Genomic DNA, 16,160 nt, shown 5'->3' with positions numbered 1-16,160 from the left:
CGAGCGGGGAGGAACGAGCAGCGAGAGCGACGTACTCCCGGTGTGTGTCGGAAACTGCACGCAAACCGTGGCCGGGTTTACTGCCCACCAGTCACGGCATGAGTGAGATGAGTGACTTCTTCACGAGTCTCCGCCCCTCTTCCGTCAGTTCTCCCCTCGTCTGTCCGTTAATCGTCCCCGGTGGGATCGTGTACAGCGCCCACGGCATCAGATATGACGTGTCGGTGAAAGAGATGTCCCTGAGATGTTCGTCTTCAAGTTCTGGTGTCGTTTGCTGGTACTTGCCGGCGCTCGTCCCGACACACATCACCGTACAGTCAGTCGCACTGAACGGGTGTGTCTCGTGAGCGAGTACGATGATCGGTCGCTTCGGATGAGCTCCCGTCGGGTCCTGTGCCCAACACACGTCTCCTGCTGATAGTTTACTCATCGCTGTCGCCGATCTCGTCTTCTAACGCCGCAAGTTCGGCATCAAGTTCCTCGTCAGTGCGGTCTTCAGCGATCTGTTTCTCGGGCGCTTCCGGCGTGGCGTCCGCATCGCGGTGGTGACCGAACAGTCGATGTGCCTGCTCAAGGCTAGAGACATACCGTCGAATGTCATCTCGTTCGCTCAGGGCGTGGTAGTAGCCGTCGTCGGTTTTCCCGACGTAATCGTCGTCGTACAGCCGTTTGAGTGTCGTCGTGGCGGTCCCTCGCGGGATGTCAAGGGATTCCGTGATGTCCTTCGGGGAATATCCCCACTCGGGGTTTCGATAGAGGTACGCGACGATATCCGACTTCGTTGTCCCTGGCCGAAGGGTAAGGTCGGAATCGTGATCGTTGAGGAGGACCGGCATATTGTAATCAAATGTAGTCAATTGTAGTATAAGAGTATTTCGGTCAGTTCACACGGTAACTGGCCTGACCGGGACGCGAAAACATCGCTCACAATCGTCGGACAGTTGCGTGACGGTTGGCCAACCGACTGCAGTCGATCACCGCTCGAGGGGCAGACGCTGGCCCTCCTCCGGCCGAACGAAGCGCCAGATCGCGAGGGTCATCTCGAAGGCGACGATCAACCCGCCGGCGAGCGCGGCCGCCTCGATCGGCGCGAGCGCGATCTCACCCGCGCGATCGAGCAGGAACGGCTCCGGACTCGCGAAGTAGCCAACGACAATTGAGAGGAGCCAGACCGGTGCACGGAACCGAAGTACCGATATACGACCGGTAAACAGTGCCAGTTTGACCCGCCCCATCGGCAGATACTGCCGCAGGAGCACCGTCAAGACCTCGTAGACGGCAATGAGTGCGCCACCGACGACGAGCGGCGTTATCCCGACCAGACCGTTGCTCTCGATGAAGCCAGTGACGAATCCGGGGAGTTGGTCGTAATAGCCCGCCGGAAGCGGGGCGTCACTGGCGAGGTAGCCGGTGACCACCGCGAGCAGCCAGGCGTAGGGTCGGCGAGCCGACACTGCATCCGGAGCGGGGACCAGCCCTTCGCTGCCGGTCCAGGACAACAGGAGAAGCGTCCCCTCGAACAGCGCGATCATCGTCGCCGCGACGATGAACGGGGCCATCCCGGTCGGGTCAGGATTGAAGATGAACGCGATCCCGCCGAAGGCCGCCCAGAACAGCAACCGGCGGTCGGCCAGCCACTGCCGGGAGGTCACACCCATCATGATCGCGAGCATGATGAACAGTGGAATCTGGAAGATGGCAGCGAAAAAGCCCATCATCAGGACCATAATGTCGAAGGTCTCTGTCAAGCCAAAGGCGATGTCCGCCGCGCTCTCGGAGTAATACAGGAAGTACGTGAAGATCGCGGGGAGGACAAGCAGGTAGGCAAAGGCCAGCCCGACCGTGGCGAGCACGAGACTCGTTGGCACAGCAGCGAGATAGTACCGACGCTCACGGGGGAACAGACCGGGGCGCATGAACAGGTACGTCTCGTAAACAAACGCCGGAAGCGCGACGACGAACCCGGCCAGCGTCGCCACCTTGAATCGCGCGAGGATCGTCGCAAGCGGATTGTACACCCGTGGACAGGCCGGCCTGATCGTCGCGCCCGTATTAGTCACGACCGAACCCGTCGTCGGACACTGTTCGAAGGTTCCCGGCAGGAACGAATACCAGATGGTGTTGATGATCTGCTCGCCGAAGGGAAAGACCACGGCGCTGACGCCAGCCATCAACACGAGCACGACGCCGAGCCGGCGGACCATCTCCTCGATGTGATCGGCCAGCGGCATTTCTTCGTCATCCGGGGCTGTGCTTTCGGCCGTCGTCTCGGTGGGATCAGAGTCGAAGGTCTCCCGTGGCGGCTCCTGACGGGACGGTTCGTCTTCGATCCCGACCGGTTCGGTCGGCCCAGCCGCGATATCCTCGGGATCCGTAGCTAGGTCGTTGTCTTGGTCTGTCGTGTCGCCGTCTGCTGTCGCCTCGCGTTGTTGGCTCGAATCGGTGTCACTCTCGCCATCGGAAACTGCCTCACCAGCGCTGCTGGAGCGATCACCGCGATCGGCCGCGGTGGCGTCAGTGTCCTCGACAGTTGCAGGTTCGGCTTGGTCCGAGTCGGTCCCATCGGGGACAGGACCGTCCGTCGACTCGTCGGATTGATCGTCTGGTTCCGCTGGACTTCCGGTATCGTCGTCCCGGGTGTCGCCCGAATCGACGGCGGTATCGCTCGAGGTGTCGGCAGCATCATGGCCGCCATTCGGAGCGTCGTCCTCGTCGTCAGGACTGTCGCCGTCGGTCATCGTTTCGGCGAGTTTGCACCCCCCTATTGTAAGCCTTCTTTTCGTGTCCGCAGAACGGAGTCACACCGGCAGACCGATACGTCGATGAATAAATTGATAACGGCGAGTTCGTTAGTCCCCCGAACGAAGATGTCCGGAGCGATCGACGACGGTACACGTCGCACACTTGCGAGTGGTCGAGAAACGTTGGGAGCGATGCTTCGGTCTGCACAGCAGGATATCCAGAAGGTCTTTATCGCGTTCGTCTTCGGACTCGTGGGGACGATCTGGATACTGCAGACGTACGTGTGGGATCGACTCAAAGCGGATTTGTTCGCGGGCATGACTGATGAAGTCCGCGAGGGAACCAACGTCGTCGTCGTTTCCCCGTTCGATGTCATTCTATTGCAGGTGAAGATTGGGCTCATCGTCGGCGCACTGTTTTCAGTTCCGTTGTTCCTGTATTTCTCGCGTGACGCGCTCAGACGGCGGGGCTGGTTGCCACAGGCCCCGATTGCCCGCTGGAAGCTCGTGCTGCTGGTGATGGCCACGCTAGTGCTGTTTGTCGGTGGGGTCGCATACTCCTATACCGTCTTCTTTCCGATCATGTTCAGCTTTCTGGCGTCAAACGCGATCAAGGCCGGATTCGTCCCGACGTATCACATCGTCAAGTGGGTCGAGTTTATCTTCCTGCTGGCGCTTTCGTTTGGCATCGCAGCCCAGCTCCCGCTGGTGATGAGTACGCTCGCGTACGCCGAGATTGTCCCCTACGAGACGTTCAGGGACCGCTGGAAGCACGCCGTGTTGGGCCTCTATGCGGCAGGGGCGATGTTTACGCCACCGGAACCGTTGACACAATTGATGTGGGCGACGCCGCTGGTCGCGCTCTATGCCGTCAGTCTGCGGATCACGAAACTCGTCGTCGGTGCCAAACGATCACGCGGGCAGGTCAACGTGACGGCCACGCTCCGTGAGCGGTGGAACGTTCTCGCTGGGGCGGCGATCGCGTCCTTTGCGGTTGTCTATGGCTTCTTCGCTGCGGGCGGCGTAAGTGTGATCAACGAGGGGCTCGCAATCGCTCCTGGCAACCTCGGACCGGTCCCGACGATCGGAACCGCCCTGGGACTCCCGGAGTCGTACGCAGCGGCACTGGTCGCGGCCACTCTTGCAGTGCCCGTGGTCGCTTGGGTCGGGTATCGATCGGTCGCCAAGCAAGTACAGCAGGAGGCCGGCATCGCGATGGCGACGATGGGAGATCCAACCGAGATCGATCTTACAAACCTCGACCGGGCCGGGATCGAGGCCGCGCCACCGGAAGCGTTTGAAGCGCTCGAAGAGCACGAGGCGCTCAGCTACATCAACCAGGCCTTAGAGAACGGCAACAACGAGAAGGCCGAACTCATCCTCGAACGGTTCGACGAGGCCAACGAGCGTGCCCAACAGGAGGAAAACGCGGACGAAGCTGACGAAGAGAGCTCGGACGACTCGGGAATCGTCTCGGGTACGGCAACGGGAGTCGTCGACGCGTTCACCGAAGACGAAACGACCGAAGACGATATCGGCGGGTACTACTACGATCTGCGGTTCATTCTGGAGTCACTCACCTCGAAGATGTTCGTCCTCGTTGCCGTCTTCATGGCGGTGTTTATCGCAGCGTTCGGGGCACTCTATATGGGTGGCATCAACTACATCCGAAAGGACTTCCTCCGGCGACTCCCGGCCGATATGATCGCTCAGGGAGATATCGCCGTGTTGCATCCCGTCGAGCACCTCGTGTTCGAGCTCAAGGTCAGCACACTGCTTGGCGTGGTGGCCATTCTCCCGTTGGTCTGCTATTACGTCTGGCCGGCCCTGAAAGACCGCGAGTGGGTGACCGGTGACCGACGGACGCTCCTGGTCTGGGGCGGGTCACTCGTTGTCGGCATCGGCCTGGGAAGTTACATCGGGTATAGCTTCATCGCACCCAGAGTCATGTCGTGGCTCGCCGCCGACGCGATCGATGCACACATGGTCGTCAAGTATCGGGTCAATACCTTCGGGTGGTTGCTGGTGTTCACCACTGTGGGGATCGGCCTGCTCGCCGAGATTCCGGTCACGATGCTGCTGTTTCACCGTGGCGGCCTCGTCTCGTATCAGACTATGGCCGCCCGATGGCGCGTGGTCGTCCTGGCGCTGTTCGCGCTGGCGATGGTGGTCACCCCCGGCGGGATGTTCTCGCTACTGTTGGTTGCGATTCCGGCATCGCTTTCGTATCTCCTGGGGCTGGGCATCCTCTGGCTGTATACATTCGGCGGGAGACGAAAGGGGCCACTGACCCCAGCGACGACCTGACTGGCAAACCCGTTTCGGCCGAAAAGAGCCACCGAGACCAGCGGCGGTCAGAATACCTGCCGGAACGACGTCAGCCGAGTATCAGACGACAAACAGCAGTTCGAACGTCCCGAAGGAAGCGATCGTCGCGAGGGCGGGGACCAGATTCTGCATGAGCAGGACCCGTGCGGTCGTCGATGGATCGAAGAGGTCCGACTCGGCGGGAGATTCCTGCATAGGTTCATCCCCGATCGGCTCCGGGTCGTGTTCGTCCTCGATCAGCTCCGGTTTCCCCACCGTCGGGGCGTCGTCGTCCGCAGCCAGCGCCCCGACCGACACCGGTGGGGTTTCGTCGCCGACCACAGCGTCCTCGATCTTGACGACTCGGGTCGCCCGCCCCCATCCGAGGCCCACGATGTTCACCGTCGCGATCACGACGAAACTCGCCGGGACGCCGGCGGCCGATAGCGCGATCACGATCGTCGAGCTGACGACAGCGACGACGATTGCCGCGGTCAGCGGCAGATCGGTGATGTCGTTGCCAAGCGTCTCCATGGTCCGGCGAGCGATCGTGAAGGCCCCGACGGCGACGGCCGCACAGCCGAGAAGGATAGCGGGGTTCATCTTGAGCTCGTTCGAACCCACCAGCGGCGCGATCGCGTTGGCGATGTTGCTCGTCCCGGAGCTAAAGGCCATCAGACACCCGATCGCGACGAGAACGACAGTCCCGACGATCTCACGACGGGACGTGTTCGGGCCGGGAGCGGGTCGGGGGAGCCCACCCTCACGGTCGAGCGTCAACAGTGGTCCCTCGGACTGATCGATCGCGATGAGTCGTCGAAGGTGCGTATAGAAGTATCGGCCGATGACCGCGGAGATCCAGAAGCCGATTACCGGTGAGACGATCCACCAGGAGACGATCTCGCCCACGACGGTGAGATCGAGCGTCCCGGAGGCGATGCCGAGCCCCGCGATCGCGCCGACGGCAGTCATCGACGTCGAGGCGGGCGCACCCGAGAGGTTGCCGATCAACAGCGCCCCGCCGATGAAAAACAGGACAGTGATACTGACCGGCAGGCTGAAGATCGTCGGATCGGTGACGAGTTCCGTCCCGAGCGTGTCGACGACCTCCCGGCCGATCGTCCACGCGCCGACGAAGAAACTAACGGACATCAGCGCGGCCGCGCCGACCTTGCCGATCGCGCCCGCGCCGACCGCGGGACCGAAGGCTGGGCCGGTCGTCGCGCCGCCGATGTTGTACGCGACGAACGCGGTGATGACGATCCCGACGACGAGAAGTGCTTCGACCATCTGTCTACCTGAAACGTGTCCGCTCTGTCAGTAGATACTGTCGGTTCTCGTATCAAACTCACGGTCGCCAACACCCCCGGTTCGCGGGCGACCGCTCACTCGGTCCGCGGCGGGGCTTCGCCGAGGCGTCCCTCCACGAACGCAGCGAAGTCCTCGGCGAAGGCCTCAACCTCGTCCCAGTCAGTGTACTCGTAGTCCCGCGAGGTGTCCGTATCCCCCGTTGCCCGCTTTGCGATCTGCTTCATCAACAACCGCTTGAGGAACCCGTACTTCGAGTACCGCAATGCGCCGCCGAACAGGCCGACGCGGTCCGGATGAAACGCCGTCGAGTCCTCGAAGTCCTCAACGTAGCCCGCGGCCTCGGCACGCCGGTCCGGGTCGTCGGTGGCGGATGATAGCGACACCTGGAAGAACCCCGTCGGACGACCGGCGAGCGCCTCGCGGTTTTCGCGGACGAACCCCTCGATGCTTGACTGGTGACTCCCCATGTGGATCGACGACCCGATCACGACGGCATCGTAGCCGGTCGGGTCGAGGTCGTTCTCGGCCACGTTCCGGACGGGCGCGCGGTGGCCACGTTCGGTGAGCCGGTCGCCGATCCGTTCGGCGATCGTCTCGGTCTGGCCCTCGCTGGTTCCGTAGCACACGAGAATAGTTGGCATAGGGGATCTACGACTGCGGCGGGTAAATAGATATCTGAGTGACGAGTGTCGCGAGCGAACCGCGAGGCTAAAGTATTCTTGAGAGAAGTCCCCAGTATGCCCAAGATAAGCGTCGAAGTGCCCCAGGAACTGCTCTCGGATCTCGACGATCACGTCGGCGAGGACGGCAAGTTCGTCAACCGTTCGGAGGCGATCCGGGCCTCGATCCGGAAGACACTGGATCTACTCGACGAGATCGACGAGCGCCAGGGGAGGCAGACCGATGAGCACTGAGCGATCCGCACCGCCGTTGCCGGTGGCCCGGCTCGGTCTGATCGCGGTCTTCGTGACCGCGCTGATCACCTCCCAGGTGACCGCGAGTAAGCTCGTCGGCATCGATATCCCGTTCTCGATCCCGCTCAGGGGGTCGACGCTGATCGTCCCCGCGGCCGCCTTCGCCTACGCGGTGACCTTTTTCGCATCGGACTGCTACGCCGAACTGTACGGCCGCAGCGAGGCGACCAAACTGGTCAACGTCGCCTTCGCGATGAACTTCGTCCTGCTTGGGCTGGTATGGCTCGCGATCGAAGCACCCATCTTTGTCGGCTCGCCCGTCGACCAGTCACCGTTCGCCAGCGTGCTGGGATCGAGTACGGGCGTCGTCGCCGGGAGCATGCTCGCCTACCTCGTCAGCCAGAACCTCGACGTCTTCACGTTCCACTGGCTTCGGGACCGCACCGACGGCCGACTCCTGTGGCTGCGCAACGTCGGGTCGACGGCGACGAGCCAGTTCGTCGACACGGTCATCTTCATCACCGTCGCCTTCATCCTCTTCAAGGGGATACCACTGGGTGACGCCGCCGGGTTGATCGTCGGTCAGTACCTCGTCAAAATCGGCGTCGCGGTGTTCGACACGCCGTTCGTCTACGCGGTCGTCCATTTCGTCCGGGACCGCGAGGTGGGGCCGAACGTCGTCCCGAGCGACTGATCACTTTCACGGCATCTACGAGTAGGCGTCGTCGAATTCGCGTTCGCGCCGCATCAGCTCCTCGACGCCATACTCGAGGATGCCACGACCCATCGCTGTCGGTCGATAGTAGGTGAAAAATCCCTTGCTATCGGCAGTTCGTCGCTTCCGTTTGTCGACGAGTCCGACGTCGACCAGTTGCTCGAGGTGGTAGTGGAAATTCCCGGGCTCGGCTTCGACCGTCGACTTGAGGTCGGTGGCACTCAGTTCGTCATTAGCGACAAGTGCGCGCACGATTCGAAACCGCGTCTGGTGGCCGATCGCCTGTTGCATCGCGAGGTACTCCTCGAGCGTCAATCCGCTCTCTTCCGGCAGCGGGGGCTCCGGCTGACGAACCTCGTCTGTCTGGTGGCGATCAGTCTCTGACATTTGGAACTGTCTCAGTTCAGTAATCGGATGCCACATACTTAGTCGTTCTTGACTAGAGAGTTCTTGAAAAGACGAAGATTTATATACCATCATTAAGTAATTTCAACACGAATGCGACAGCGGATTATCGAGAACCTTCCTCGTGCTGTCGGCGACTCGGACTCCCTCGCCCCGGTCAGGAGAGAGCGGTTTCTCGTCTATCTGATGGGGCCATACCGAACGTTCGAGGTCGATTCGTTGCTACCGTCTGACGCCGACGTCAAAACTGATGCCCCATCGTTTGCCACGTGGGACCAAGACAGTGGTAAATACGCCGAAGACGAAGTCCTGCGGCTCCTAGAAGAAACGAGAGACTGCCTGCGCGAACGTGGCTTCAACGCGTTTCTGGCTATTGACGTCGGGATCCCGCTCGATGAAATGGATGCAGCGAGTCAGAGTATCGCCTTTGCACGGGCAAGCAATGCAATAGTGTTTATCGCCCCACAGGTCGGTGACAACCTCGGTGTCGGCATCGAGATCGGGAGTGTTCTCGAAGATTTGTTATCGACAGATGATATGTACGGACCTGCAACAGATGCGATTCCACCGGAGCGAACGCGACGGATCATGGTCGCGACCGAACCATCAGTGCGGAGTGCGATGCTTGGATCCGTGCACGCTCGCTGGGACACCAGCGTCCGAACGTTTACTGACGGTATCGACTGTTGTCGACTCTGTGCACAGTTTTGCACCCACATCCAAAACGAGGAACTCCACGGCTCGCTTGATCGTCTCGACTGAATGTGTGACTACCGAATTGTCGCCCGGGACGGATCTGACTCCGGTTGACGTGGTATCGACACCGCTGAAAAAACGGACCTGACGCTACCCGTCGATCACTCGTTGACGATCGCCGTCTCGTAGTCGCCCGCCGACCCGGAAACACCGGCCGCACAGACCGCGTGTTCGAACTCGTGGTCGTAGAGTTCTCGCGCCGCGCCCGCGGCGTCACTCGCCCCGAGCTCGAACGGGACCGGGTCGTCACGCTCGTAGGTCGCCACGAGCGTCGGCTCCTCGACGGCCTCAACCACCAGCGCGTCCCGACGGACGATCCCGATGGCTGCGCCGGCCTCGCCAGCAGTGGGATCGTCCTCGCTAACGCCGACGATGCCGGCGATCCGGGGCGTGTCGTAGTCGTCCTTCTCGAAGTCCAGCGCCTTGAGGGGTTCGGCCAGGGCGTCGCGGGCCGGCGTCCCCAGTGCGAGTTTCTCGGCGATGGGATCGACATGACTGCCGTTGCCGATCACCGCGCCGCGGTCGGTCAGCCGGACCGCGTTGTAGGAGATGTAAGGGTTGTCCGTCTCGGGGGCGTCTGCCGTCGGCGCGACGGTGATCGTCCCGTCGCGATCGACGGCCTTGCGGTTGGGAAACGAGCGGGAGGAGACGCGATACGCGCCGACCTCCGGGGCTACGACGACGAATCGTCCGACGTACATGTTCCCTCCTGAGACGCAGACCGGAAAGTAGGTGTCGGTTCCGCGATCGACAGCATCGGACTCGGTGGCGTTATCCGCTCTGAGTTCCTCTCCAGTGGCAATGACGACTGGTCTGGACAGCGAGATCGTCGGGACCGAGGCCGCCGCCGAGCGCCGCGACGAGGTGGTCGCCGAAGTCACCGAACACGCCGGCCGGATCGCCCGCGAACTCGCCCGACTGCAGGGTGGCGACTACGGCCAGGCGGACTTCGAGACGGAGGCGGGGACCTGGACACTCAAATACGAGGCCGGCGACGTCCAGTACCTCCGCTTCGACGGTCGGGGGGCGGACGTCTACGTCGTCTCGACCCAGCAACCGCCCGAGCCGGACGCCCTCGCAACGGCGATGGCGGATTACGACGCGTTCGTGGCGGCGTTCAACGACCACGTCCGCTCGCTCGCGGGCGTGCTCGACGACGTGAACAGCGACTTCCCCGCCATCGAATCGGTCGATAGCGTGGTCGCGGAACGCGAACGGATCCTCGGCCAGATGCGCGAGGCGACCGACGCTATGGCGCGCCAGCTCCAGCGCTACGAGGGCGGCGACTACGGGACGTTTTCGGCACGCGTGACAGACAACGGTGGCTCCGGCGGATCGAGACGCGGTAGTTCCGGCTCCGGGGGCTCACGCTGGGAACTCAAGTGGGAGGACGGCCGGACCAGTTACCTCCGGGTCGGCGGCGAAGGCGGGATCTATCTCCTCTCACAGTATCAGCCCCCCTCGGCGCATGACCTGCGCGCTCACGCCCCGAACTTCGCCGGTTTCGTCGCGGCGTTCAACCAGGAGGTCACCGCCGAATCCGACTCGCTCGAAGAGGTCTCCTTATAACTCGTTTGCGGTAAAGCCGACGGACTCGAGATCGCTTTCCGCATAGACGAGTCGCCGTCCGGCGATCTCGACGGTTAGCCGAACGTCAGGGCGATCGTGTTGGCCGCCACGGGCATCGATAGTTACGTTCCGTTTCATGACAGTATATGGTAGGCGGTACCATCGGATGCCATCTCTGTCGAAATATTCCGGACTTTATAAGCAAGGCGCCGGTGGCCTCGAAACCCGATTACTCGCTGTCAGTCGTCTCGGCAGATGCGTCCGCGGCGACGAGACTTGCAACGACGTGACCCAGCGCCCGGCGGAGTCGGACGGACATCGTCGACTCGGAGACGTCGAAGCGGTCGGCGAGTTCGGCAAGTGAGGTCTCGCGTGGGACCTCGAAGTAGCCGGCGTCGAAAGCGGTCGCCAGAAGGTCGAAGGCGTCGCGTTCGACGGGCACGGCCATCTCGCCGACCGGATCGCTCGCTTCGAAGACCCGAGCAAGTCGGCAGTCGATGTCCTGCTCGGCACAGAACGCCAGAAATTCGCGAATCGAGCCGCGGTCGGTCGTCCGAATGCGGACGCGCCAGCCGTCGGCCGTCGAGCGGAGGTCGAGCAGTTCGTCGCCGAAACTGGCGACGTGTTCGGTCAGCACCGGCACCTCCGGCGCGATCGTAAGCCGGTACGTCCGCCGGTCGCCGTAGGCAGCGAAGACCTCACTGTTGGCGACAGTCGGATCCGTCGCGAGGACCTCCTCGAACGCGTCGAAGTCCGCAGCCAGGACGGTCACGTGAAACCAGGTCGTCCCCTCGTGGGAGACGGGCAGCCGTTCGGCATAGACGGTGACGTCGCAGTCGCTCGCGAGCGTCGGGCCGAGCACAACCCGTGGGGAGGTGACGTCGAGTTCCGCGATGATGGTCCGGCGATCCATGCCGCAGCGTAGGGCGGGAAATGACAAGCGTATTTCGACTGTCCGGACCGAAATCGCCGGCTTCGAGGTTCCTTGTGCGAATTGCCATCGAAAGGAACACGTCGAGACGCCGGGCGTAGCGGCAGGCGGGAGGTGATATGCCCCGGTCGGTTAACGGGAGATACGGTTCGCAAAACTCAAGTACGACAACCGGATATACACGGATGAAGTCCTGTGGTGTAGTGGCCAATCATGCGGGCTTCTGGGGCCCTCGACGGAGGTTCGAATCCTCCCAGGACTACTTTCTCGCGAACAAACTCGTGAGCGAGAAGTATCTACGAGGATTCGAAGCAGGGAACGGAGCGGCGCGGAGTGACCGAGGTTCGAATCCTCCCAGGACTATTTTGCGACGAACAACATCGTGAGTCGCAAATGTCCCTGAGATTCGAACCCCGGAAAGCGAGCGGAGCGAGCTTTCAGACGGTTCGAATCCTCCCAGGACTACTTCTGCGACGAACAGACGTCCTGAGCAGGCGGCACCCACCACGGCAGCATTGCCGGTGACGGACTGGTGGAGATGGTCGTTACACCACCAATTGTAAGTTCAAAAGTATTTTTCGGCGGTGCAATGCCAGCAAGACCCCCGCAAAATCACGGATCGAATCCGCCGACCCGGAGCAATCGTGTAACACGGGGCGTCTGTTCACTGAATCGCCATACGGCGAGCCATTATCAGACGGTGATACTGGAGTGAGACGGTAATTACACGGGCTGAAAAAGCCTGTCGACCCCAAAACGATCCGTCCCGATTTTTATACCCTGTTGTGTATCCTATCACTGTATGGATTTGAAATCCCTACTCGACGACGACACAGGCGTATCGCCAGTAATTGGGGTCATCCTGATGGTGGCGATCACCGTGATCCTGGCCGCGGTGATCGCGACCTTCGTGATGAATATGGGGCCAAGCGAGAGTACGCCCGCGAACGCGAACTGGGACTGGAGTGAAGAAAAAGCCACGTCCGGGGGTGACGTGGATATCTACTCACAGTTGACGCATGAAGGTGGTGGTGCGGCTGCAGTAGATGAATATAAGCTAAAAATTGACGTGGCCGGATCATCCGAAACAATCCAATTTACAGACGTTGATGGCTACAGCTCAGGCTCCGAAATGTCCGCATCAGATACTGTGAAAGTCTTCAATGCGAGTGGCTCTACGACAATCGCTGATGCGGATCTCCCCGCTAGCTATGTTCACCTGGATAGTGGTGTAGTTACAGATATCAATGAGATTCAGCTGATCTGGGAAGACCCTGAGGGCGACCAGACTCAAATTATCGACACCTACGAGCCATAAACCCATGAATCTGAAAGATTATCTCTTCGACGACGATCGTGGTGTCTCGCCGGTCATCGGCGTAATCCTGATGGTGGCGATTACTGTGATCCTGGCCGCAGTGATCGCGACCTTCGTGATGAACATGGGGCCAAGCGAGAGTACGCCCGCGAACGCGAACTGGGACGCGAGCTTTGATATTCAGACGACGGGACACGATAGCTTCACGTTGACGCATGAAGGCGGCGGAGAAGCCGTGCCTAGTGAATACGTGCTTTCCGTTAGTGGCGTCGGCAACACGACAAATTCGGATGTCGATCTCAATTTTGCTGACGACTTGGGTAGGTCCGACGACATGGGCGCTTCAGATGAGGTCGTTATGGACGAAAATGACTTTGACCCATCTGGGGGCAGCGACTGGAGTGCTGCCTCTCCGGACACGCTGGATCTCTCCGGTGCGACGGTCGAACTCATCTGGCAAGACCCAGAAGGCGACCAGAGCCAGGTCATCAACACCTACGAACCCTGACGTAGCGCCGTAGCATCTATTTTCTCGCGGTTTTTTCTCACACGCTCGCAACGGACGAAGTATCCCATATCGCGTAGCCGAGCCTCCCGCAGGCACGCGCAAACACGTCGGCTTGCTCACGATACGTGTCTATCCGCTCGCAGTAGTATGGTTGTGTCCTCCCCGTGCGTGCGATCCCCTACAGGACCGAACACCCACGTCACATTCCGGCTGCACCCCAGGCACGACCCCTTCGGAGACACAGTGGCGACTCCCGTCAACGAGCAACAGGCCCAGAACAGGCACGCCTATGAGTGATAGTGTTCAGATAAGGATCTGAAAAGATGGAAACCACTCTGAAAGCCCTCGCCAGTTTCGGTCCCGCGACTCGTTGCGCGCTTCGGGCGCTACGCGCCCTGCAGTGCTTACTTCGTCGGGGTTCCCGAAACTGGCTCGCCCTTTCATTCCGCCAGGATTTGGCTGATTAGCAGAGAAAACAGGCTTCTTACTCGGTGCTTATCTGAACACCGCCCTATGAGTTCACGAAAAGGGGAAAGGGGATGCCGGGAAGGGGGTCGAACCCGGCGTCGATACGCGGTGGGCGGCGAGTTCGGGGGGCGAACTCGTCGCGCCACCGTGCATGGAGATCCAGACAGGTCCAAGACCTATCCTGGCCGGGGACGGGGGCGTCCCGGCCCATTTCGACAGTGAGCGGAGAGGCCTGTTAAACGAGTGGATCGTTTTGCGGCGTCGATGGCCTGTAAGCGCTTTTCACCGTCTGACAACGCTCGTCGCTCGGCCATCCATGGAGGGTACACGCGGGACGGCACCGATTCCCGCGGATCGCGAGACCACCAGCGGAGAGACACCAAACAGCCGCCGGATGACGGCCACCTGTGGAGTTCGTCCCGGCGGACAGGCCGATCCCCACTGGTCAATCCGGGTACTTGAACCCGTCCTGTCACACGAACATATAAAGGACCACTATATAATGGCATGGTATCAATTAACGCGCCCGCATAACGGGGTCGTGATGTACCTCGATGTCGAACAAGCCCTCGAAGACGTGTCATATCCGGCGAAGTGTGCGGACGTCGTCGAGCATTGCGGGGATCACGTACTGGCGTTGCAGACCGGCAAGGAGACGGTCGGCGAGGCCATCGATCGGTGTGAGGCCGGAACGCTCCGGAGCCAGCGGGAGGCACGCCAGACGGTGCTGTCGTCGGTCAGCGAGGGGGCGATCGGCCGGAAGTACTACAGCGATCGTGACCCACCGCTCCCGGACGCCGAGTGGTACGAGCCAGTGTCGCTGTAGCGCGATCGATCCCGGACGTGGTCCGACGGGGGAGAAGAGTGGGGGCGGGCACGTCGCCGGAAGAGTTGAGGCCGACCATTGAAACGTGGCGGACCCATCCAGTCAGGTGATGAGGGTGCTGGCTGATTGGCCCGCTGTGACGGCCCCGGATAGCGGTGCTGGGCAGCGCGACGACGGATGGCAGTTACCCGGACACCGCCTATGACCGAGCGGACGCGTCTCGCGGTCGTCGTCTGGGCGGTACTGGTCTCGCAGGTGTTGCTCTATCCCGGCCTGGAGGAGGTCGTCCGCGCTTTAGGGGGTGGTAGCTCCATCCTGGCCCGGACGTGGTTTCTGGTCGCCGAGTTCGGCGCGTTCGTCAGCGTCGCGGTCGTGTGGGGCCTGGCGAGCGACGCCATCGGCCGACGGACGCCGCTGGTCGTCGCCGGCGCTGCGGGCGGCGCGGCCAGCTACCTCGCCGTGGCGTTCGCACCGGACTTCGGCGTGGCTTTCGGCGGTGTGCTGGCGCTACGGGTCCTCGGCGGTGCGTTCACCATCGGCGCATTCTCGCTGTCGATCACGAAGTTGATGGACCTCACAGGCGGCCACGGGCGGAACATGGGGGCTGCCGGTGCCGCGATCGGGTCCGGTGCGGCGCTGGGATCGACCACTGGCGGCTTGCTGTCCACGGTTGACCCGCTGGCCCCACTGTACGCCGGTGCGGCCGTCCTGGGCGGCGCAGCGCTGCTCGCGGCGACGGTCCCGGACCGGACGCCCGAGGGTAGCATCGAACTCGCACCGCTTCTCGATCGGCTACGCGGTCGGCCGGCGCTGTTCGTGCCCTACGCGTTCGGGTTCATCGATCGCCTGACGGCCGGCTTCTTCGCGCTCACTGGCGTCGCGTACTTCACCGATGCCTTCGACGTTGGGCCGGCAGTGGCAGGCGTGACGCTGGCGCTGTTCTTCTTGCCCTTCGCGGCCCTGCAGTACCACATGGGACAGTTCTCGGATCGAGTCGGTCGGTTTGTCCCGGTGGTCGTCGGGTCGCTTCTTTACGGCGTCACGATCATCGCCGTCGGCCTCGCGCCGGTGTTCGTCCTCGCGGCGGCGTTGATGGTCGTCGTCGGCGTCTGCGGGGCGGCGGTCGCGCCGGCGACGATGGCCCTGGTCACCGATCTGGTCCCGGCGAGCGAGCGCGGCGCGGCCATGGGCGGGTTCAACGTCTTCGGCAGCCTCGGCATGCTCTCGGGCTTTCTCGTCGGCGGCGTCGTCACCGATCGCTACGGCTTTCTCGCGGCGTTCCTGACCGCCGGCGGACTCGAGATCGCGATCGCGCTGGTGGCGGCGAGAAGCGTCTATCGGATGGCTGACGGACAGCCGTGGGCCGCGGACGCTTGAGTCGGGGCCAGCCA

General features: G+C 62.0%; 18 protein-coding genes and 1 tRNA gene. 10 read left to right on the top strand and 9 right to left on the bottom strand.

Annotated elements, in window-relative coordinates:
* Window positions 1-91: 91 nt before the first annotated feature.
* The 3 genes from HBNXHr_RS02830 to HBNXHr_RS02820 form a co-directional block, all read right to left on the bottom strand.
* A complete protein-coding gene (locus HBNXHr_RS02830; protein ID WP_275883089.1) occupies window positions 92-307 on the bottom strand; it encodes a hypothetical protein in 216 nt (71 codons plus the stop codon).
* 115 nt (window positions 308-422) lie between these two features.
* A complete protein-coding gene (locus HBNXHr_RS02825; RefSeq protein ID WP_275883088.1) occupies window positions 423-836 on the bottom strand; it encodes a MarR family winged helix-turn-helix transcriptional regulator in 414 nt (137 codons plus the stop codon).
* Window positions 837-974: 138 nt separating this feature from the next.
* Window positions 975-2,738: a twin-arginine translocase subunit TatC gene (locus HBNXHr_RS02820; RefSeq protein ID WP_275883087.1), complete on the bottom strand. Its 1,764-nt coding sequence runs from the start codon at window positions 2,736-2,738 to the stop codon at window positions 975-977.
* A 129-nt stretch (window positions 2,739-2,867) separates the two neighbouring features.
* On the opposite strand from HBNXHr_RS02820, the gene HBNXHr_RS02815 reads away from it, so the two are divergent.
* Window positions 2,868-5,048: a twin-arginine translocase subunit TatC gene (locus HBNXHr_RS02815; RefSeq protein ID WP_275883086.1), complete on the top strand. Its 2,181-nt coding sequence runs from the start codon at window positions 2,868-2,870 to the stop codon at window positions 5,046-5,048.
* Window positions 5,049-5,129: 81 nt separating this feature from the next.
* On the opposite strand, the gene HBNXHr_RS02810 is transcribed toward HBNXHr_RS02815, so the two are convergent.
* A complete protein-coding gene (locus tag HBNXHr_RS02810; RefSeq protein WP_275739276.1) occupies window positions 5,130-6,338 on the bottom strand; it encodes an inorganic phosphate transporter in 1,209 nt (402 codons plus the stop codon).
* Window positions 6,339-6,433: 95 nt separating this feature from the next.
* A complete protein-coding gene (locus HBNXHr_RS02805; RefSeq protein WP_275883085.1) occupies window positions 6,434-7,000 on the bottom strand; it encodes a flavodoxin domain-containing protein in 567 nt (188 codons plus the stop codon).
* Between the two features lie 96 nt (window positions 7,001-7,096).
* Between HBNXHr_RS02805 and HBNXHr_RS02800 the strand changes: the two genes are divergently transcribed.
* The gene (locus HBNXHr_RS02800; RefSeq protein ID WP_275883084.1) at window positions 7,097-7,273 is read left to right on the top strand and encodes a ribbon-helix-helix domain-containing protein; all 177 of its coding nucleotides are present in this window, start codon (window positions 7,097-7,099) and stop codon (window positions 7,271-7,273) included.
* Window positions 7,263-7,967 carry a queuosine precursor transporter gene (locus tag HBNXHr_RS02795; RefSeq protein WP_275883083.1) on the top strand — a complete coding sequence of 235 codons (705 nt, stop codon included), beginning with the start codon at window positions 7,263-7,265 and terminating at the stop codon, window positions 7,965-7,967. Before HBNXHr_RS02800 ends, HBNXHr_RS02795 begins: the two co-directional genes overlap by 11 nt.
* A 15-nt stretch (window positions 7,968-7,982) precedes the next feature.
* On the opposite strand, the gene HBNXHr_RS02790 is transcribed toward HBNXHr_RS02795, so the two are convergent.
* Window positions 7,983-8,375 (bottom strand): helix-turn-helix domain-containing protein, encoded by a 393-nt coding sequence (locus tag HBNXHr_RS02790; RefSeq protein WP_275739268.1) that lies wholly within the window; start codon window positions 8,373-8,375, stop codon window positions 7,983-7,985.
* A 111-nt stretch (window positions 8,376-8,486) separates the two neighbouring features.
* Between HBNXHr_RS02790 and HBNXHr_RS02785 the strand changes: the two genes are divergently transcribed.
* A complete protein-coding gene (locus HBNXHr_RS02785; RefSeq protein WP_275739266.1) occupies window positions 8,487-9,155 on the top strand; it encodes a hypothetical protein in 669 nt (222 codons plus the stop codon).
* A gap of 95 nt (window positions 9,156-9,250) precedes the next feature.
* On the opposite strand, the gene HBNXHr_RS02780 is transcribed toward HBNXHr_RS02785, so the two are convergent.
* Entirely contained in the window at window positions 9,251-9,850 is a 600-nt protein-coding gene (locus HBNXHr_RS02780) for an IMP cyclohydrolase (RefSeq protein WP_275883082.1), read from the bottom strand.
* A gap of 100 nt (window positions 9,851-9,950) precedes the next feature.
* On the opposite strand from HBNXHr_RS02780, the gene HBNXHr_RS02775 reads away from it, so the two are divergent.
* Window positions 9,951-10,718: a hypothetical protein gene (locus HBNXHr_RS02775; protein WP_275883081.1), complete on the top strand. Its 768-nt coding sequence runs from the start codon at window positions 9,951-9,953 to the stop codon at window positions 10,716-10,718.
* On the opposite strand, the gene HBNXHr_RS02770 is transcribed toward HBNXHr_RS02775, so the two are convergent.
* Window positions 10,713-10,856, bottom strand: coding sequence for a hypothetical protein (locus HBNXHr_RS02770; RefSeq protein ID WP_275739260.1), 144 nt, complete (start codon window positions 10,854-10,856; stop codon window positions 10,713-10,715). The genes HBNXHr_RS02775 and HBNXHr_RS02770 overlap by 6 nt on opposite strands.
* 91 nt (window positions 10,857-10,947) lie before the next feature.
* Window positions 10,948-11,631 carry a helix-turn-helix domain-containing protein gene (locus HBNXHr_RS02765; protein ID WP_275883080.1) on the bottom strand — a complete coding sequence of 228 codons (684 nt, stop codon included), beginning with the start codon at window positions 11,629-11,631 and terminating at the stop codon, window positions 10,948-10,950.
* 207 nt (window positions 11,632-11,838) lie between these two features.
* Here HBNXHr_RS02765 and HBNXHr_RS02760 point away from each other — a divergent pair.
* From HBNXHr_RS02760 to HBNXHr_RS02740, 5 genes are all read left to right on the top strand, one after another.
* A tRNA-Gln gene (locus tag HBNXHr_RS02760) sits at window positions 11,839-11,911 on the top strand.
* A gap of 540 nt (window positions 11,912-12,451) precedes the next feature.
* A complete protein-coding gene (locus HBNXHr_RS02755) occupies window positions 12,452-12,967 on the top strand; it encodes a type IV pilin N-terminal domain-containing protein (RefSeq protein ID WP_275883079.1) in 516 nt (171 codons plus the stop codon).
* Between the two features lie 4 nt (window positions 12,968-12,971).
* The gene (locus tag HBNXHr_RS02750; RefSeq protein WP_275883078.1) at window positions 12,972-13,475 is read left to right on the top strand and encodes a type IV pilin N-terminal domain-containing protein; all 504 of its coding nucleotides are present in this window, start codon (window positions 12,972-12,974) and stop codon (window positions 13,473-13,475) included.
* A gap of 1,012 nt (window positions 13,476-14,487) precedes the next feature.
* Window positions 14,488-14,769, top strand: a complete 282-nt coding sequence (locus tag HBNXHr_RS02745; protein WP_275883077.1) for a DUF2795 domain-containing protein — start codon at window positions 14,488-14,490, stop codon at window positions 14,767-14,769.
* A 201-nt stretch (window positions 14,770-14,970) separates the two neighbouring features.
* Complete coding sequence (locus tag HBNXHr_RS02740; RefSeq protein ID WP_275883076.1) at window positions 14,971-16,146, top strand: MFS transporter; 1,176 nt, start codon at window positions 14,971-14,973, stop codon at window positions 16,144-16,146.
* Window positions 16,147-16,160 lie beyond the last annotated feature (14 nt).

It is taken from the genome of Halorhabdus sp. BNX81, from assembly GCF_029229925.1.
Lineage (GTDB): Archaea > Halobacteriota > Halobacteria > Halobacteriales > Haloarculaceae > Halorhabdus.
Note: the sequence above shows the minus strand (reverse complement) of the source record. Positions and strands in the feature narration are given on the sequence as shown.